Annotated in this window: 15 protein-coding genes and 1 pseudogene; 4 read left to right on the top strand and 12 right to left on the bottom strand. The window is 73.2% G+C overall.

Annotated elements, in window-relative coordinates; translation table 11 throughout:
• Positions 1 to 2 precede the first annotated feature (2 nt).
• From dhaK to ACH414_RS17210, 5 genes and pseudogenes are all read right to left on the bottom strand, one after another.
• Positions 3 to 995 carry a dihydroxyacetone kinase subunit DhaK gene (gene dhaK / locus ACH414_RS17230; protein WP_398942290.1) on the bottom strand — a complete coding sequence of 331 codons (993 nt, stop codon included), beginning with the start codon at positions 993 to 995 and terminating at the stop codon, positions 3 to 5.
• A 112-nt stretch (positions 996 to 1,107) separates the two neighbouring features.
• Positions 1,108 to 1,548: a hypothetical protein gene (locus ACH414_RS17225; protein ID WP_382534159.1), complete on the bottom strand. Its 441-nt coding sequence runs from the start codon at positions 1,546 to 1,548 to the stop codon at positions 1,108 to 1,110.
• Complete coding sequence (locus ACH414_RS17220; protein WP_382534161.1) at positions 1,545 to 3,005, bottom strand: APC family permease; 1,461 nt, start codon at positions 3,003 to 3,005, stop codon at positions 1,545 to 1,547. The genes ACH414_RS17225 and ACH414_RS17220 overlap by 4 nt, the downstream gene beginning before the upstream one ends.
• 142 nt (positions 3,006 to 3,147) lie before the next feature.
• Positions 3,148 to 3,303 (bottom strand): hydrophobic protein, encoded by a 156-nt coding sequence (locus ACH414_RS17215; protein WP_382534163.1) that lies wholly within the window; start codon positions 3,301 to 3,303, stop codon positions 3,148 to 3,150.
• A gap of 158 nt (positions 3,304 to 3,461) precedes the next feature.
• Positions 3,462 to 3,917: pseudogene (locus ACH414_RS17210) on the bottom strand (SRPBCC family protein); the annotation flags it as partial.
• 150 nt (positions 3,918 to 4,067) lie between these two features.
• Here ACH414_RS17210 and ACH414_RS17205 point away from each other — a divergent pair.
• The 3 genes from ACH414_RS17205 (at position 4,068) to ACH414_RS17195 (ending at position 7,661) form a co-directional block, all read left to right on the top strand.
• On the top strand, positions 4,068 to 4,838 hold the full coding sequence (locus ACH414_RS17205) for an HAD family hydrolase (protein ID WP_398942288.1): 771 nt from the start codon (positions 4,068 to 4,070) through the stop codon (positions 4,836 to 4,838).
• Positions 4,835 to 7,225 carry a glycoside hydrolase family 65 protein gene (locus ACH414_RS17200; RefSeq protein ID WP_382534167.1) on the top strand — a complete coding sequence of 797 codons (2,391 nt, stop codon included), beginning with the start codon at positions 4,835 to 4,837 and terminating at the stop codon, positions 7,223 to 7,225. The genes ACH414_RS17205 and ACH414_RS17200 overlap by 4 nt, the downstream gene beginning before the upstream one ends.
• 136 nt (positions 7,226 to 7,361) lie before the next feature.
• Positions 7,362 to 7,661, top strand: a complete 300-nt coding sequence (locus tag ACH414_RS17195; RefSeq protein ID WP_382534168.1) for a DUF1876 domain-containing protein — start codon at positions 7,362 to 7,364, stop codon at positions 7,659 to 7,661.
• An 83-nt stretch (positions 7,662 to 7,744) separates the two neighbouring features.
• Here ACH414_RS17195 and ACH414_RS17190 read toward each other — a convergent pair whose 3' ends face one another.
• The 5 genes from ACH414_RS17190 to ACH414_RS17170 all read right to left on the bottom strand — a co-directional run bounded on the left by ACH414_RS17190 (position 7,745) and on the right by ACH414_RS17170 (position 13,856).
• Positions 7,745 to 8,458: a CBS domain-containing protein gene (locus ACH414_RS17190; protein WP_398942286.1), complete on the bottom strand. Its 714-nt coding sequence runs from the start codon at positions 8,456 to 8,458 to the stop codon at positions 7,745 to 7,747.
• Positions 8,459 to 8,551: 93 nt separating this feature from the next.
• A complete protein-coding gene (locus ACH414_RS17185; protein ID WP_398942622.1) occupies positions 8,552 to 9,865 on the bottom strand; it encodes a serine hydrolase domain-containing protein in 1,314 nt (437 codons plus the stop codon).
• Positions 9,866 to 9,977: 112 nt separating this feature from the next.
• Entirely contained in the window at positions 9,978 to 11,798 is a 1,821-nt protein-coding gene (locus tag ACH414_RS17180; RefSeq protein ID WP_398942285.1) for an FAD-dependent monooxygenase, read from the bottom strand.
• 75 nt (positions 11,799 to 11,873) lie between these two features.
• The gene (locus tag ACH414_RS17175; RefSeq protein ID WP_382534174.1) at positions 11,874 to 12,539 is read right to left on the bottom strand and encodes a GntR family transcriptional regulator; all 666 of its coding nucleotides are present in this window, start codon (positions 12,537 to 12,539) and stop codon (positions 11,874 to 11,876) included.
• 147 nt (positions 12,540 to 12,686) lie between these two features.
• Positions 12,687 to 13,856: a CaiB/BaiF CoA transferase family protein gene (locus ACH414_RS17170; protein WP_398942283.1), complete on the bottom strand. Its 1,170-nt coding sequence runs from the start codon at positions 13,854 to 13,856 to the stop codon at positions 12,687 to 12,689.
• A gap of 137 nt (positions 13,857 to 13,993) precedes the next feature.
• Here ACH414_RS17170 and ACH414_RS17165 point away from each other — a divergent pair, with 137 nt between their 5' ends.
• The gene (locus ACH414_RS17165; protein WP_382534177.1) at positions 13,994 to 15,199 is read left to right on the top strand and encodes an acyl-CoA dehydrogenase family protein; all 1,206 of its coding nucleotides are present in this window, start codon (positions 13,994 to 13,996) and stop codon (positions 15,197 to 15,199) included.
• A gap of 25 nt (positions 15,200 to 15,224) precedes the next feature.
• On the opposite strand, the gene ACH414_RS17160 is transcribed toward ACH414_RS17165, so the two are convergent.
• Together ACH414_RS17160 and ACH414_RS17155 are read right to left on the bottom strand one after the other, a co-directional pair.
• Positions 15,225 to 15,728, bottom strand: coding sequence for an FBP domain-containing protein (locus ACH414_RS17160; protein WP_382534179.1), 504 nt, complete (start codon positions 15,726 to 15,728; stop codon positions 15,225 to 15,227).
• A 51-nt stretch (positions 15,729 to 15,779) separates the two neighbouring features.
• On the bottom strand, positions 15,780 to 17,261 hold the full coding sequence (locus ACH414_RS17155) for a PLP-dependent aminotransferase family protein (protein ID WP_382534180.1): 1,482 nt from the start codon (positions 17,259 to 17,261) through the stop codon (positions 15,780 to 15,782).
• Positions 17,262 to 17,357: the final 96 nt, after the last annotated feature.

Raw genomic sequence — 17,357 nt, 5'->3', positions numbered from 1 at the left:
CCTCACCGGCCCCAGCGCAGCGCGGCCGTCTGCACCGGCGCGTCCCACAGGCGGAGCAGCTCCTCGTCCGCCTCGCACAGCGTCACCGAGCAGCCCGCCATGTCGAGCGAGGTCACGTAGTTGCCGACGAGGGTGCGGGCCACCGGCACGCCGCGCTCGCCGAGCACCCGCTGTACCTCGGCGTTGAACCCGTAAAGCTCCAGCAGCGGCGTCACGCCCATCCCGTTGACCAGGGCGAGCACCGGGCCCTTCGGCCTCAGGTCCTCCAGGACGGCGTCGACGGAGAAGTCCGCGATCTCCCGCGAGGTCATCATCGGGCGCCGCTCGCGCCCCGGCTCCCCGTGGATCCCGATGCCCAACTCCAGCTCACCCGCGGGCAGGTCGAAGGTCGGCGAGCCCTTCGCCGGGGTGGTACAGGCGCTGAGCGCCACCCCGAAGCTCCTCGAGCGCTCGTTCACCCGGCGCCCGATCGCCTCGACCCGCTCCAGCGGCGCGCCCTCCTCGGCGGCCGCCCCGGCGATCTTCTCCACGAAGAGGGTGGCGCCGGTGCCGCGCCGCCCGGCGGTGTACAGGCTGTCGGTCACGGCCACGTCGTCGTCGACGAGGACCTTGGCGATCTGCACGCCCTCGTCCTCGGCGAGTTCGGCGGCCATCTCGAAGTTGAGCACGTCGCCCGTGTAGTTCTTCACCACGAACAGCACCCCGGCGCCGCTGTCGACGGCGGCCGCCGCCCGCACCATCTGGTCCGGGACCGGCGAGGTGAACACCTCGCCCGGGCAGGCCGCCGCGAGCATCCCCGGCCCCACGAACCCGGCGTGCAGCGGCTCGTGTCCCGAGCCGCCGCCCGACACCAGCGCCACCTTCCCGGCCATCGGCGCGTCCCTCCGCACCACGACCCGGTTCTCCACGTCGACGTTCAGATCGGGGTGCGCGGCGGCGATCCCGCGCAGCGCGTCCGCGACGACGGTCTCCGGAACATTGATCAGCATCCTCAAGGGGGTCTCCTCGTGGGGCCGGTGCAACAACCTGTGACCTCGGCAGTATCGGCCTTGCGGACGGCCCGGTCACGGAGATCGCACAACCCGGCGGACCCCTGCGGGCCTCCCGTCATCTCTTCACGGTGTCGTCCGTCTTCAGATCGGCGATCGCCTCGTCGTACGCGGAGGCCTGGTCCGGGCAGTAGACCTGGACCACGATCCGTCCGGCGTCCACGGCCTTGGTGTCGGCGATCACCGGGCGGCTGCCCGGTCCCGTGGCGCCGTTGGACAGCTGCTGGATCCGGTACAGCGCCTTCCTGAGGGCGCTCGCCGGGTCTTCGCAGACCTGCCCGCCGTCCGTGCCGAGGAGGCGCTCGACGGTGTCGGTGTCGGGGGCCGGGTAGCCGGCCCGCACGAGCTCCTCGCTGAGCTGGTCGGCCTTCTTCGCGGTCTCGTTCGTCTTCTTGAAACTGCTGTAGCGGATCAGGCCGGTGACGGCCAGGGCGACCAGGAGGACGATGGCGCCCCAGTAGATCCACCTGTGCTCGGAGGCGAAGCGGGTCGGGCTCATGACGCTTCTCCCTCGCGGTCGGCGGCGGCCGTGCGCCAGCCGGGCTTGCGCAGTCTGAGGAAGGCCCAGGGGATCAGGAAGCCGAGGACCAGCAGGCCGCATGCGATGAACAGGACGTACGACAGCACGCTGGCGCCGCCGAACTGCGAGGGCGGGACGAAGCCGATCGCCAGCGCCGCGAGGGAGGCCAGCAGACCGACGGTGCAGACCAGGCCGAGCATCGGCACGCGGTAGCCGCGCGGGTGGTCGGGCTTGGTCTTCCGCAGCCGCATCGCCGCCGCGAACATCAGCAGGTAGACGACGAGATAGACCTGTGTGGTGATGGTCGAGAAGATCCAGTAGACGCTGGAGACGTTCGGGATCAGCGCGTACAGCAGCGCGATGACCGAGGTCACGACGCCCTGGGTGACGAGGATGTTCTGCTGGATGCCGAACCTGTTCAGCTTCTGCAGGAACGGCGGCAGGTAGCCCTCGCTGCGGGAGATCTCCAGCAGGCCCTTGGACGGCCCCGCGAGCCAGGTCAGCATGCCGGCGAGGGAGGCGGAGATCAGCATGACGGCGGCGATCGGCGTCATCCACCCCACGTCGAAGTACGAGAAGAAGGCGTCGAAGGCCTGCATGACACCGGCCGTGAGGCTGAGCTGGTCCGCCGGGACGACCCAGCTGATGGCGAGCGCCGGCAGGATGAAGATGAGCAGGACGAGACCCATGGCCAGGAACATCGACCTCGGGTACTCCCTCGCCGGGTTCTTGAGCGAGGAGACGTGGACGGCGTTCATCTCCATGCCGGAGTACGACAGGAAGTTGTTGACGATCAGGACGAGGCTCGCGAGGCCGGTCCACTGCGGCAGCAGGTGGTCGGCGTCCATCGGCGCGGCCGAGGGGTTGCCCTGGCCGAGGAAGACCATGCCGAGGACGACGAGGATCGTGCCGGGCACCAGCGTGCCGATGACCAGGCCCCAACTGGACAGGCCCGCCAGGGCCTTCGTGCCCCGGGAGGAGACCCAGACGCCGGTCCAGTACAGGACCATGATCACGATGGCGGTGTAGACGCCGTTGGAGGCGAGCGAGGGGTCGATGACGTACGCGATCGTCGACGCCACGAAGGCCAGCAGGCTCGGATAGTAGAAGATCGTCATCGCGAACTGGCACCACACCGCGAGGAAGCCCAGCGGCTTGGAAAGGCCTTCGGCCACCCAGCGGTAGACGCCGCCGCTCCAGCCCGAGGCGAGCTCGGCGGAGACCAGTGCGGTCGGCAGCAGGAAGACGATGGCCGGTACCAGGTAGAGGAAGACGCAGGCGAGGCCGTACACGGCCATCGTGGGCGCCGCCCGCAGACTCGCGACCGAGGCCGTCGTCATCAGCGCCAGGGTCACCCAGGTGAGCGTGGGCGGGGCGGAGGCTCGCGCCTCCGCCCGCTGTTTCGGCAGATCGGCCGGGACGTCCATCGATGCCATGGGCACTCCTCAGGCGTGGCTGTGATGGACAACAGCGTCGGCCCGGGCGGTGGGGGACGCAGATCGACTACTCCGAACGTGTGATCCGCTCCCCTTCCCGCCGCCCCTGCTCAAGCGGCCCCGTGAACTCCCACCTCCCCGCTCACCAGCGGTACCAGCGTCCGCCCGACCCGTGCATCACGAAGCCGAGCAGCCACACGACGAGCAGGGCGATGGCGATCCACCACAGCACATGGGCGGCGAAGCCGCCGCCGAAGAGCAGCAGGATCACCAGTAGGACGAGAAGAATCGCAAGCATGACAAGCCTCCTTGTGGACATGCCGGCTCCGGTTACATGTGGCCCGGACTCACGGGTGGGGGTTCGGTGGGATCGGGAGCGCGATCGGGAGCGGTGTCCGGCGGTGCCGTGTCGGACGGGGCGGCGGCCTCGGGAGACCCGCCGGGTCCGTCCTGCGCGTCGCCGGGCCGCAGCCGGCCGCGCCAGCCGCCGGTCGCACGTCCGCGTTCCTCGATGAACTCCTTGAACCGGTACAGGTCCCCCTGGACCCTGCTGTCCAGCACACCGAGCGCCGCGCCCGCCTTCTCGGCGAAGCCCTCGGGTTCGACCTCCATGGCGAGTGTGACCCGTGTGTGCGCGTCGTCGAGGCGCTCGAAGGTGACGACGCCCTTCTGCCGTACGTCGCCGCCGACCGTCCGCCACGTGATCCGCTCGTCGGGCAGCTGGTCGACGATCTCGGTGTCGAACTCCCTGGCCGCACCGGCGATGCTGGTCCGCCAGTGCAGAAGCCGGTCGTCGAGCTGCCGGACCTCTTCGACGCCGTCCATGAAGCGCGGGAACTCCTCGAACTGCGTCCACTGGTCGTAGACCTCGCGCAGCGGGGCGTCCACCTTGATCGTGTCGTGCACCCTCACGGCCGTCTCCTTCGTTCCGTGCGGTACCGGACGGCTGGCGGGTACCCATGGACGGTGGCTCTAACCGTGGAGGCTCCGACCGCCTCCGCTTGCGGCGACCGGACTTCGCGGAACCCTGGAAGGGACCCCACCGCCGAGGAGGAACACCGCATGGGCGTCCGGCAGGGGGACCCGCCACCGCGCGGAGTCGTCCTCGACACTGACGGCGTGCTCCTGGACTCCGCCACCGTCCACGCCGCCGCGTGGAAAGCCGCGTTCGACGCCTGCCTGGCCGGACTTTCGCCCGCCACGGCACCTCAGCCACCGTTCGACGCGGACGCCGAGTACCGGCGCTACGTCGACGGCCGGTCGCGGTACGACGGAGCCGAGGCCTTCCTGGCCTCCCGCGGGCTGCGCCTGCCGCCCGGCACCCCCGGCGACCCGCCCGGCCACGACACGGTCTGGGCGGTCGCCGCCCACAAGGAGCGCCTCTTCGTCGGCATGACCGAAGCCGGCGGCGTGCCGGTGTACCACGACTCCCGGCCGGCCCTGACGGCCCTGCGTGCCGCGGGTGTGCCGCGCGCCGCCGTCTCCGCCTCCCGGCACGCCCGGGCGCTGCTCGCGGAGGCCGGACTCGACCGGCTCCTCGACACCGTCGTGGACGGAACGGACGCCGCCCGGCTCGGCCTGGCCGGAAAACCCGACCCCGCCCTCTTCCGCCACGCCGCCACCGCCCTCGGCACCGACCCGGGCGCCTGCGCGGTCGTCGAGGACGCCCTCTCCGGAGTCCTCGCGGCCCGCCGGGGCGGCTTCCGGCTCGTCGCCGGCGTCGACCGCACCCCGGACCGGCACGCCACCCCCGCCCTTCTGGCCCAGGGCGCCGACCTCGTGGTCCCCGACCTCCTGACGCTCGTACGGACCGTGTGGGGCGATCCCGCGTGAGCACCGACTGGATATGGACCTGCGCCCCCTGCGAACCGGCCCGCGAACGGCTCGTCGAAGCACTGTGCACGCTCGGCAACGGCCGCTTCGCCACCCGTGGCTCCGCCCCCGAGTGCCCCGCCGGCGCCACCCACTACCCGGGCACCTACCTGGCCGGCTGCTACGACCGGCGCGCCTCGACCGTCGCGGGCGAACGCGTCGAGAACGAGGACCTCGTCAACCTGCCCGACTGGACGCGGCTGCGCTACCGCCGCCTGCCCGACGACGGGCCACCGGGCGACTGGCTGGCACCGGACTCCCCGGAACTGCGCCACGCCACCGCACGGCTCGACCCGCGCACCGGCCTGCTCGTCCGCAGCCTCTACTTCCGCGACGACCGCGGTCGCGGACTGCGGGTCGTCCACACCCGGCTCGTGCACATGGGCGACGCCCGCCTCGCCGCCCAGCGCACCGCGTTCCGCGCCTACGGCTGGAGCGGCGCCGTCGAGGTGGAGTCGGTCCTCGACGGCGCCGTGACCAACGCCGGAGTGGACCGCTACCGGCACCTGGAGGGCCGGCACCTCGGCCACCACCGGACCGGGTTCGACCCCGGCGGCGTCGCTTGGCTCGCCTGTCGTACGGCGGACCCCGGAATCCGGATCGCGCTGGCCGTCCGCACGGTCACGAGCCCCGCCCGCCCGGCCCGGGAGCGCGCCACCCGCACCGGCACCGTCCAGAGCTACCTCCTGCCCGTCGGCGGCCACCGCTCGGTGACCCTCGTGAAGACCCTGGCCCTGCACGCCTCGACCGACCGGCCCGGCGGCGATCCCCGCGCGGCGGCCCGCGCCGGCGCCGCCCGCGCCCCCGCCTTCGGCCGGCTCCTGAGCACCCATCGCGCGGCCTGGCAACGACTCTGGGAGCAGGCGGAGTTGGACGTCCCCGGCGCGGCCGGGCGCATCCTGCGGCTGCACCTCTTCCACCTGCTGCAGACCCTCTCCCCGCACACCGCCGAACTCGACGTCGGCGTCCCCGCCCGCGGGCTGCACGGCGAGGCCTACCGAGGCCACGTCTTCTGGGACGAGCTCTTCGTCCTGCCCTATCTCGGCCTGCACTTCCCCGAGGTCGCCCGGTCCCTGCTGCTCTACCGCCACCGCCGCCTCCCGGCCGCCCGCGAGGCGGCCCGCAGGGCCGGCGGCGTCGGGGCCATGTACCCCTGGCAGAGCGCGAGTTCGGGCCGCGAGGAGACCCAGGAGCTGCACCTCAACCCGCGCTCGGGCCGCTGGCTCCCCGACCACTCCCGGCTCCAGCGCCACGTCGGCTCGGCCGTCGCGTACAACGTGTGGCACTACGCCCAGACCACCGGCGACCGCGGCTTCCTGCACTCCGACGGGGCCGAGATGCTCCTGGAGATCGCCCGGTACTGGGCGGGGACCGCCGCCCTCGACCCGGCCCTGGGCCGCTACCGGATCCGCGGGGTGGTCGGCCCCGACGAGTACCACGACGCCTATCCCGGCGCCGCGCTCCCGGGCATCGACGACAACGCGTACACCAACGCCACCGCCGCCTGGGTGCTCGCCCGCGCCCTCGACCTGCTCGACGACCTGCCCGGCGCCCGACGGGCGGAGCTGACGGAGAACCTGTCCCTGGACACCGCCGAACTCGCCCGCTGGGAGGACGTCTCGCGCCTCCTGTACGTGCCCTTCCACCAGGGCGTGGTCAGCCAGTTCGACGGGTACGGGGAACTGGCCGAGCTCGACTGGGAGGCCTACCGCGGCCGGTACGGGGACATCCGCAGGCTCGACCGGATCCTGGAGGCCGAGGGGGACACGGTCAACCGCTACCAGGCGTCCAAGCAGGCCGACACCCTCATGCTCGGACACCTCTTCCGGCCCGAGGAGCTGTCCGCCCTGTTCGCCCGGCTCGGCTACCGCATGGACGACGAGCTGTGGCGCGCCACCGTCGCGTACTACCTGCGGCGCACCAGTCACGGCTCCACCCTCAGCAGCCTGGTGCACGGCTGGGTCCTGGCCCGGCAGCAGGGCGCCGACGCCTGGCGGTACTGCGAGGAGGCGCTGCTGGGCGACGTCGCCGACATCCAGGGCGGGACGACCGGCGAGGGCATCCACCTCGGCGCGATGGCGGGCACCGTCGACCTCGTCGAACGGGGCATCACCGGCCTGGAGGCCGGGCCGGGAGGGCTGCGGGTGTCGCCCGTACCCCTGGCGCAGATCCCGCGCTTCACCATCACCCTCTGCTTCCGAGGCCATCGGGGCGTGCGGATCCGGATGCTGCCGGGGCGGTTCGTCGTCCGCGTCCCGGCCTCGTCGCAGGGCCCGCTCACCCTCGTCCTCCCGGGCGGGCGCCGGCGCAGCGTCGCGGCCGGCGAGGAGCGCTGGTTCCGGCTGTGAGCCCCGCCGGCCTCCGTGGGCGGCGCCGAGGGGCCGGGCGCGTGGCGCTGCCGCCCCGCTGGATGGATGCTGAGAGGAGGAGGGCCGCGCGGCGCTCCCGCGTGGCCGCGGGCACGAGCGCAGGAGGAGGCAGACCATGACACGGCACCTGGAGTGGAAGGTCGGCCTGGATCTCGTCGAGGAGGGCGGCAGGACCAGGGCGGAGGCGCACCTGGACACCGGCACGTCGACCCTCACCGGCCGCGGCACCGCCCGGTGCAACCCGGCGGACGTGGACGTACCGGCGATCGGCGACGAGCTCGCCGCGAGCCGGGCCATGAAGGATCTGGCCGGACAGCTGATGAGGGAGGCCAACCGGGAGATGGAGGCCGTGGGCGCCGACACCGTGCCCCGCCGCACCGGACCCGGATACGGCTGGCCGGAGGCGGTCCAGTAACGGAACCGCCGCACACCGCCCCCGGGCCCGCCGGAGCCGGGATCGGCCCGGCGGGCCCGGCGCGTGCGTACGCGGACCGGTGCTCAGGCCGCGTCGAAGCCCTGCGGGCCTCGGTCGTCCCGCGCCCGCGCCGCGTCTCCGCCGTCGTCTGCGCTCCTTGCCTCGTCCGCGCCCGCGCCCTCGTCCTCTCCCGCGCCCTCGCCCCGGTCTTCGTCCTCGTACGTGAGCCGGTCCACCACCTCCACGACCCCGTCCACGTCCTCGCAGAGGCGTACGAAGATGGGGCCGACGCCCTTGCGCGGCAGCGTGCCGCTCAGCGTCACCCGCCCCTCGGCCACGTCGATGTGGAGTGAGGCGGGGGAGAGGCCGAGGATCCGGGTGACGACGTCCTCCAGGATCTCCTCCTGGATCGCCCGGTCCCGCCGCAGGAACAGCTGGAGCAGATCACTGCGGCTGAGCACGCCGATGAGGCGCCCGTCGGCGTCCACGACCGGCAGTCGCTTGACGCGGTGCCGCTCCATCAGGCGTGCCGCCTCGACCGCCGTCCAGGACGGGCGGGCGACGAACACGGGGCTCGACATCATGGCCTCGGCGGTGCTCGGACCGTCCTTGGCCGTGTGGCGGCGCAGCAGATCCGCCTCCGAGACCACGCCCACGGGGCGGTCGTCCGCGTCGACCACGGGCACGGCCGTGATGCCGTACTCGTCGAGCAGTCGCGCGATCTCCTTGAACGGCGTGCCGGGCTGTACCGAAACCGCCGTCGGTGTCATGAGGTCGGCGACACTGCGGTGCCTCATCGTTCGTCCCGTCCCTTCTCGACTCGTTTGTCCATGATCCCCCACGGGATCCGTGGACGGGGCCGAGGGGCGGCGGGCCGCGGAACGGGGCGGTCAGTAGCCCGGCTTCGTGGCCGGGGGCGGGCTGGTCGAGGGCGTCGCGGCGGGGCTCGTGGCCGGCGGGCTCGCGGCGGCCGGGGTCGTCGCGGCGGGGCTCGTGGCGGCCGGCTCGGTCGGCTTCGGCAGGTCGTACAGGTGGTCCGGCGTCACGATCCCGGTGATCGCCTTGCCGAAGAGCGTGCTCGGCTCGATCCGGTCGTGCAGGATGTCGGTGTTGAGCAGCACGACCAGCGTCGCCTGCTCCTGCGGCAGGTAGATCGTCAGCGACTCGTAGCCCGGCAGCGAGCCGTTGTGGCCGATCCAGCCCTCGACGTTGAAGATGCCGAGGCCGTAACCGGTGTCCGACGCCTCGGTGGATCCGGTCTTCAGGCGCTGCGCCTGCGTCTGCGGGGTCAGCAGCGTGCCGGTGGCGACGGCCTTCGCCCAGGTGCGCATGTCCTGGAGGTCGGAGATCATCGCGCCGGCCGCCCAGCCCCAGGACGGGTTCCAGTCGGTGGCGTCCTCGATCCGCCCCGTCGCCGTCTGGTTGGTGTAGCCGTGTGCGTGGGGGTGGGGGAACTCGGCGCCGACCGGGAAGAGGGTGTGCTTCAGACCGGCCGGCCGGACGACGTTCTTCGTGATGTAGTCGCGCAGCGGCATGCCGCCGACCTTCTCCACCACCAGGCCCAGCAGGATCGTGTTGGTGTTGCAGTACTCGAACTCGGCGCCCGGCGCGAAGTTGACCGGGTGCTTGAAGGAGTAGTCCAGCAACTCCCGCGGAGTGAAGGGACGGTCGGGATCGGACGTGAGCGCCTTGAAGAAGTCCTCGTCCATCGAGTAGTTGTACAGGCCGCTGCGCATCCCGGCGAGCTGGCGCAGGGTGATGCGGTCCCCGTTCGGCACCCCCTCGACGTAGTCGCCGATGGGGTCGTCCAGGCCCACCTCGCCCTGGTCGACGAGTTCGAGCAGGGCGGTCACCGTGAAGGTCTTGGTCTCGCTGCCGATCCGCATGTACAGGCCCGGGTTCATCGGCAGGCCGCCGGCCTTGTCGGCGGTGCCGAAGGCGCGGATGTACTCGCCCTTGCCGGGCGCGGACAGCGCCACCATCACGCCCGGCACCTGCGCCTCGCGCATGACGCCCTGGACCGCGCTGTCGAGCTTGGCGGCGACGGCCGGGGTCAGCTGGGGGAACCCGTCCCCGGCGGGGGAGGGTGCCGTGGTGCTCGGTGCGGCGACGGGGGGTGGTGGGGCGGGGACCGTCACGCCGTACGCGGCACCCGCGGCCGCGGGAACGGCCAGGGTCCCGGTGAGGGCCACCCCGATGCACATCGTGCGCCAACGCGCCTGCGGGTTGCTCACGGCAGCCTCCTGCCGGCAGAGGGCGGTACTCCGTCCAGGCTAGGTCCGCGCCCGTGTCCCCGCACGGCGAGCAGGCCCGCCCTCAGGTGCGGAACACCCGCCCGAGACTCGCCGCGAGGGTCTCCTCCGTGGGCGGGTGGAGCCGGGCGCCGAGATGTCCATCGGGGCGTACCAGCAGGGCCGTTGGCGCCCGTACGGCACAGAGCCGGGCGAACTCCCCGCGCGCGTCCCGGTACACGGGAAGGCCGGGCGGGCCGGGGGTCTCGGCCGTGGCCCCGCCGGCCAGCAGTACGCAGGCCCGAACGGCGCCCTGCGACGACGCGGCGGCCACGGTGGCGAGTCGGGCGAAGTCGTCCGTGGCGGCCGTCCGGTCGTCGCCGTACAGGAGCAGGACGTGGTCGCGGCGCCGCAACAGGTCGTACAAGCGCAGGGGTCGGGCGGCGAGCGCGGTGGTGAGGCCCGTGCAGTCGGGCACGCGGTCGCCGGGCCGCGGGCCGGCGTTCCCGCCCTGGTCGGCGCGATCGCGGGACGGATCGGCGCCGTCCACGATCGGGCTGCCGCGGTAGCCGACGAGCAGCTGTGCCTCGCGCAGCAGCAGGGTGGCCGGATCCTCCGGGTCGGCCTGCACGCCCTCGGCCGCGTGGCGCACGGTGCGGCCGACGACCTCCTCGCCGACCGGGTGCCGCTCGGCGTCGTAGCTGGCGAGGAGCCCCGGCTGTGCGGTGCCCTCCACGGCGAGGGAGAGCTTCCAGGCCAGGTTGCAGGCGTCCTGGATGCCGGTGTTCATGCCCTGGGCGCCGGTCGGCGGGTGGATGTGTGCCGCGTCGCCCGCGACGAACACCCGCCCCTCGCCGTACCGGTCGACCAGCCGGTGGCTGATGCGGAACACCGAGGACCAGCGCAGCGCCGAGGCCGTCGCGGGCCGGGGCGAGAGGCGGTCGAGGACCTTCTGGAGGTCGGCGAGGCCGGGGGCCCGGGACCCCTCGCCGGCCAGGCCGTGGGACACGGTGTCGCCGGTCCCCAGGCCCCCGGACCGATGGGCGGCGGAGAGCTCCGGCGGCGCCTTCGTCGACATGCGGTAGCGGCCCCGCCCCGGCAGCGGGATGCACACCAGGATGTCGTCCACGGAGCCGTCGACGCCCCGGTGCATCGACCGCACCCCGTACCCGGGCGGCAGGTCCCAGTCGACCTCGACGTCCCCCAGCATGTACTCCTCGGGGAAGGCCCCGCCCTCGAAGCCCAGGCCGAGCTGCTTGCGCACCACGCTGTGCGCGCCGTCGCAGCCCACCAGATACCGGCAGCGGACCTCTTCCTCCACCGCCTTCGCCACCGCGGTGTCGGTATCCGTGCCCGTGCCCGTGCCCATACCCGTCCCCGTGCCCATACCCGTGCCCGTGTGCGCGTCCGGCGCCGAGACGAGGCGTGCGGTGACGCCCTCCTCGTCCTGGTCGAAGGACACCAGCTCCGTGCCCCGTTCGACGCGCGTGCCGAAACCGGCCAGGAACTCCTCCAGGATCCGCTCCGTCTCGTACTGCGGCAGCGCGGCGAAGCGGTACGGGACGTCGGGCGGCAGCACGAGCTCGGTGCGGGCCTGCTCGACCCCGTCGACGTAGAGCAACTGCCCGCGCAGCGGCACGGCCGCCTCCCACGCGGCTCGCACACAGCCCATCCGGTCCCAGAGCTCCATCGTGCGCGGCTGGATCCCGACCGCTTTGGCGTACGGCAGGCGGGCGGGCAGCCGGTCGACGATCCGGACCGCCGTGCCGCGGCGCCTCAGCTCGGCGGCCGCGGTGAGTCCGACCGGGCCCGCTCCGACGACCAGGACGTCCAGGACGCCCCTTCCCTTCTGGCGGGCGCCGGCCTCGCCGGGGCGGTGACGGAGGGTGTCGCTGTCGCTGCGCATCGTCGGCGCCTCCTGGAACGGGCCCCTCCACCATCGTCGGCCGCCGGATCGGTCGGCGCACCCCGCGCGTCCGGCTCACTCCAGGGCCAGCACCTCGCGCAGCGCGGCGACCGCGTGGTCCCGGTGCTCGTCCAGCCACCGCACCGTCGCCTCCGTGTCGCCCTCGACCAGCGCCGAGATGACCGCGCGGTGCTCGTGGACGGCGAGGTCCCGGTGCGAGACCTCGGTGTAGTACAGCGAGCGGTACGCGTCGGTGGCGTCCCACAGGGTGGCGATCAGGCGCACCAGGCGGGGCATGCCCGAGCCCTCGATCAGGGCGAAGTGGAAGCGCCGGTTCGCCTCCGCCATCGCCGCCACGTCACCGGCGGCCGCCGCCCGCTCGACCTCGCCCTGGATCCGCTGGAGGGATTCGAGCATGCCCTCCGGCAGTCGGTGTGCGGCCGCGCGGACCGCCTCCGTCTCCAGGAGCCGCCGGATCCGGTAGATCTCCTCCAGGTCGTCGAGGGACAACTCGGCCACGAAGTAGCCCCGGTGGACGTGGTGCACGACGAGTCCCTCGGCCTCCAGTGCCTTCAGGGCCTCGCGCAGCGGGACGCGGCTCACGTCGAGCCGGGCCGCCAGGGTCTCCTGTCGGATCGGGCCGCCCGGCTTCAACTCCCCGGAGGTGATGGCACGTCGCAGCTCCTCCAGGACGAACTGCTGGGCGGTCGGTGGCCGCCGTTTCTCCACCGCGCTGCTCATCGCCTGTGACCTTTCCCTCGGGGGTGTGCCGTACATCTTGCTACGGAGCGCCGACGAAGCACCGACCGAGCGCCGGGCCTGTGGACAACCCGGTCCGGGCGCGGTCCGGCCCAGGTGCGCTGCGGTCCGGGTGCGCCGCGGTGCGGGTCAGGGCTCGGAGCGGGCCAGCTCGGCCAGGAGCTCGTCGGTGTGCTCGCCGAGCCGTGGGGGAGCGGTGCGATAGGCGGCCGGGGTGGCGCCGAGCGCGATCGGGTGGACGACCTGCCCGGGGCCCGCCTGCTCGGCCGGCACGCGCGGGGCGAGTCCCAGGCGGTCGGCGAGGGCGAAGGCCGCTTCGAGGTCGTTGATGGGACCGCAGGGCACTCCGGCCGCGGTCAGCTCCTCGAACCACTCGTCGGCGGTGCGCTCCGCCAGCGGCCCGGTGAGTTCGGCGAGCAGTTCCTCGCGGTGGGCGACGCGGGCCGTGTTGGTGGCGAACCGCGGGTCGTCGGCGAGGCCGGGCCGGCCGATCCGTGCGCAGAGCACCCGGAACTGGCGGTCGTTGCCCACGGCCAGGACGAGCGGGCGGTCGCCCGCCTCGAACACCTCGTACGGTGCGATGCTCGGGTGCCGGTTGCCCATCGCGCGGGGGACGACCCCGGCGGCGAGGTGGGCGGCGGCCTGGTTGGTGAGGGCCGACAGCAGCGAGGTGAGCAGCGAGACCTCCACCCGCTGGCCCTCGCCGGTGCGTTCGCGGTGGCGCAGGGCGGCGAGGACCCCGAGGCCCGCGTGCAGGCCGGTGATCACGTCGACGAGGGCGACGCCGGCCTTGGTGCCGCTGCCGCCGGGTTCCCCGGTGACGCTCATGAGGCCGCCCATGGCCTGCACCAGCAGGTCGTAGCCCGGCAGATGGGCGCCCTCGGCCGAGCCGAAGCCGGTCACCGAGCAGTAGACGAGGCCGGGGTTGGAGGCCCTCACCTGTTCGTAGCCGAGGCCGAGCCTGTCCATCGTGCCGGGGCGGAAGTTCTCCACGAGGACGTCGGCGCGGTCGGCGATCGCCCGGGCCGTCGCCAGGTCGGCGGGGTCGGTCAGATCGAGCGTGACGGAACGCTTGTTGCGGTTCACGCCGAGGAAGTAGGTGGCCTGTCCGTCGGCGAACGGCGGGCCCCAGGCGCGGGTGTCGTCCCCGCTGCCGGGCCGCTCGATCTTGACGACCTCGGCGCCGAGGTCGGCGAGGAGCATCGTCATGTACGGGCCGGCGAGCACCCGGCCGAAGTCGGCGACGAGGATCCCGGACAGCGCGCCGGGAGGTGCCGTATCCGGCCGGCCTGTGGACATTCCGTTCTCCTTCGTCGGCGATCGGGATGCCACCGGACCGTACGCACTGAAGATTGGATATTCAATACTGGATCCAATATCCAATCTGGGGCTAGGCTGCGGCACGCCGAGTTGCCACAGCCGTCAGGAGGCAGTCCGTGAAGTCGTCGCCGAAGCCGTCGCGTTCGTCGCAGCCCTCGCCCGTGCACCCGCTCGATCTGCTCGCCGTGGACGGACTGCTGACCGACGAGGAGCGCGAGATCCGCCGCACCGTCCGCGCCGCCGCGGACCGCGAACTGCGCCCGCACGTCGCCGACTGGTTCGAGAAGGGCGCCATCCCCGCCCGAGAACTCGCCCGCACCCTCGGCGGCCTCGGCGTCCTCGGCATGCACCTGGAGGGCTACGGCTGCGCGGGCACCAACTCCGTGGCGTACGGCCTCGCCTGCATGGAGCTGGAGGCCGTCGACTCCGGACTGCGCTCGCTCGTCTCCGTCCAGGGCTCGCTCGCCATGTACGCGATCTGGAAGTACGGCTCCGAGGAGCAGAAGCGGCAGTGGCTGCCTGGCATGGCGGCCGGCGAGTACATCGGCTGCTTCGGCCTCACCGAGCCGGACGCCGGCTCCGACCCGGGCGCCATGCGCACCAACGCCAAGCGCGACGGCTCGGACTGGGTGCTCAACGGCACCAAGATGTGGATCACCAACGGCTCCGTCGCCGACGTCGCCGTGGTCTGGGCCCGCACCGAGGACGGCGTCCGCGGCTTCGTCGTCCCCACCGACACCCCCGGCTTCAGCGCGCCCGAGATCAAGCAGAAGCTGTCCCTGCGCGCCAGCGTCACCAGCGAGCTCGTCATGGACGAGGTGCGCCTGCCCGCCGAGGCGATGCTGCCGGAGGCCCGTGGCCTCTCCGGCCCGCTCGGCTGCCTCAACGAGGCCCGCTTCGGCATCGTCTTCGGCGCGCTCGGCGCGGCCCGCGACTGTCTGGAGACCGCGATCTCCTACGCCGCCGACCGCACCGTCTTCGCCCGCCCGCTCTCCTCCTACCAGCTGACGCAGGCGAAGCTCGCCGACATGTCCCTCGAACTCGGCAAGGGCATGCTGCTCGCCCTCCACCTCGGCCGTCTCAAGGACGCCGGCGAGCTGACCCCCGAGCAGATCAGCGTCGGCAAGCTGAACAACGTCCGCGAGGCCATCGCCATCGCCCGCGAGTGCCGCACCATCCTCGGCGCGAACGGCATCACCCTGGAGTACCCGGTGCTGCGCCACGCCAACAACCTGGAGTCGGTCCTCACCTACGAGGGCACCAGCGAGGTCCACGCCCTCGTCATCGGCAAGGCGCTCACCGGCGAGCAGGCCTTCCGCTGACCGCCCGCCGTGGTGGCGGCCGGTGCTAGCCGGCCGTCACCCGGTCCACGAAGGCGTGCAGGTTGTCCATCATCCGCTCGACGCGTTCCGTCACGTCCAGGGACTCCTCCTGACGGTGACCGCGCAGTCGCGGCTCGCGCTTGCCGCGCACATAGAGCGGGCAGGCCAGGTCGGCGCAGATGTACGTGCCGACCGTGTTGCCCTCCCGGCCGCGGCTGCCCGCGAGCGGGGCGGCCAGCAGGGTGACGCCCGAGGAGGCGTGCGCCGTCAGGCAGATCTGGCACATGCTGGACTTCACGGCGCTGGTACGGCCCACGGCCGGCACCCGCAGGGTGATGCCGACCGGGCCCTCGGGGCGCGGGACGACGAGGTGGGCGCGCAGCGGCGCGCCCGGGTCGACCCAGCCGAGGAAGTCGAGGTCGTGCCAGGGCAGCTCGGCGAAGTCGAGCGGCGTCTTCATCCGGGCCGCGTCCCCCTTCGTGCAGTTCACGAAGGACGCGCGGATCTGTTTGTCGGTCAGTGGTTCCACCCTGGGACCGTACACAGCGTCCTCGCCGCGGGCATCCGATTATCGGTCGGCTCAGGCCACCCACTCCGGCAGGCCCGGGTCGAAGACCCGGGCGGGCGCGCCCGCGAGCGCCGCCGCCAGCCGCTCGGCCGCCGTCTCGTACACGTCGCCCGGCAGCGTGTACGGGATGCGCAGCCGGTGCTCGTGGGTGCCGGGGTCCACCCCGAACCGGGCGCCGCCCTCCACGCGCACCCCGTGGCCCAGCGCCCGGGCCGCGAGCTGCGAGGCGATCGGGCGGCCCAGGTCGATCCAGAGGCACATGCCGCCCGGCGGCAGCGTCCACCGCCACTCCGGCACATGCCGGGCGAGCGCCGTCACGAGCGCCTCCCGGCGCCGCCGCAACTCCGCCGCGCGGTCCGGGAGCAGCGCGTCGATCCGGTCCATCAGGGCCACGGCGACCAGCTGGTCGAGGACGGAGCCGGCCAGGTCGTGCGTGATCCGCACCCGGGCCAGCTCCGTCACCATCCGCGAGGAGGCCCGCGCCCAGCCCACCCGCAGGCCGCCCCAGCAGCTCTTGCTGAGCGAGCCGACGCTGATGATCTGCTCGCTGGTGCCGGGACCCGCCGCGGCGGCGAACGGCCGTGGCGGCGACACGTCCAGGGCGATGTCGGAGAGCGTCTCGTCCACCACCAGCCAGGTCCTGGTGGCCCGGGCCGCCGCGGCCACCTCGCGCCGCTGCTCGTCCGGCATCAGCCGGCCGGTCGGGTTGTGGAAGTCGGGGATCAGATAGGCGAGCCGCGGCGCCGTCTGCCGCAGCGCCGCGTCGATCAGGCCGCTGTCCCAGCCCGTCTCGGTGACCGGCACGGGGGTGATCCGCAGCCGGTGGCCGCGCATGGCGTCCAGGGCGTTGGTGTACGAGGGGTTCTCCGCGAGCACCCGGTCGCCGGGCGCGCCGAGCAGCGCGAGGGCCAGCGCCAGGGCCTGCTGGGCGCCGGTCGTCACCAGGATCTGCTCCGGTCGGGTCGGCAGTCCGCGGGCGGAGTACCGGTCGGCGATGGCGGCGCGCAGTTCGGGCAGCCCGTACGGGTGGTAGCCCTGGGTCGTCGCATAGCGGGGCAGCTCGGCCGAGGCGACGGCCAGCGCCTCGGAGAGGAGGCCCGCGGGGGCCTCGGGCGCGGCCAGCGCGAAGTCGATGACGGCCCCCGAGTCTCCGTGGATCGCGGCGGGACCGATCGGCGACTGGCCCTCGGGCAGCGCCGTCCAGGTTCCCGCGCCCTGGCGGCTGTGCGCGTAGCCGCTCTCCCTGAGCAGGTCGTAGGCGGAGGTGACGGTGGTCCGGCTGACGCCGAGGGCCGTCGCGAGTTCGCGCTCGGCGGGCAGCCGCATCCGCAGCGCCACCCGCCCGTCGAGGAGGGTCTCCCGCACCGCCCGGGCCAGCTCCCGGTAGCCGAACCGCCCCTCGGGCGGCGGTGTGAGCAGGGCCGCCAGCTGGCGGCCGCTCAGCACGCGGTCCGCGACGGTGACCACGGAGCGGGCCACTCGACCCTGTGCCATGCCAATCACTCCTCATTGGCTCTGCTGTCCAGGCCAATAAGGCTACAGACTCCGGTCCAGTGGCCCGAAGGCCGCGGCGAGGGGAGAGGAGAGAAA

Source organism: Streptomyces sp. NPDC020422, assembly GCF_044386705.1.
In the GTDB taxonomy this organism is placed as follows: domain Bacteria; phylum Actinomycetota; class Actinomycetes; order Streptomycetales; family Streptomycetaceae; genus Streptomyces.
This window is presented reverse-complemented; position numbering and strand designations above follow the sequence as displayed.

What these genes read in the sequence shown, in the direction of transcription:
- ACH414_RS17225 (WP_382534159.1), bottom strand. Translation starts at nt 1,548, where the DNA reads ATGAGCCCGACCCGCTTCGCCTCCGAGCACAGGTGGATCTACTGGGGC.
- ACH414_RS17220 (WP_382534161.1), bottom strand. Translation starts at nt 3,005, where the DNA reads ATGGCATCGATGGACGTCCCGGCCGATCTGCCGAAACAGCGGGCGGAG.
- ACH414_RS17215 (WP_382534163.1), bottom strand. Translation starts at nt 3,303, where the DNA reads ATGCTTGCGATTCTTCTCGTCCTACTGGTGATCCTGCTGCTCTTCGGC.
- ACH414_RS17205 (WP_398942288.1), top strand. Translation starts at nt 4,068, where the DNA reads ATGGGCGTCCGGCAGGGGGACCCGCCACCGCGCGGAGTCGTCCTCGAC.
- ACH414_RS17195 (WP_382534168.1), top strand. Translation starts at nt 7,362, where the DNA reads ATGACACGGCACCTGGAGTGGAAGGTCGGCCTGGATCTCGTCGAGGAG.
- ACH414_RS17190 (WP_398942286.1), bottom strand. Translation starts at nt 8,458, where the DNA reads ATGAGGCACCGCAGTGTCGCCGACCTCATGACACCGACGGCGGTTTCG.
- ACH414_RS17185 (WP_398942622.1), bottom strand. Translation starts at nt 9,865, where the DNA reads ATGTGCATCGGGGTGGCCCTCACCGGGACCCTGGCCGTTCCCGCGGCC.
- ACH414_RS17180 (WP_398942285.1), bottom strand. Translation starts at nt 11,798, where the DNA reads ATGCGCAGCGACAGCGACACCCTCCGTCACCGCCCCGGCGAGGCCGGC.
- ACH414_RS17175 (WP_382534174.1), bottom strand. Translation starts at nt 12,539, where the DNA reads ATGAGCAGCGCGGTGGAGAAACGGCGGCCACCGACCGCCCAGCAGTTC.
- ACH414_RS17170 (WP_398942283.1), bottom strand. Translation starts at nt 13,856, where the DNA reads ATGTCCACAGGCCGGCCGGATACGGCACCTCCCGGCGCGCTGTCCGGG.
- ACH414_RS17155 (WP_382534180.1), bottom strand. Translation starts at nt 17,261, where the DNA reads ATGGCACAGGGTCGAGTGGCCCGCTCCGTGGTCACCGTCGCGGACCGC.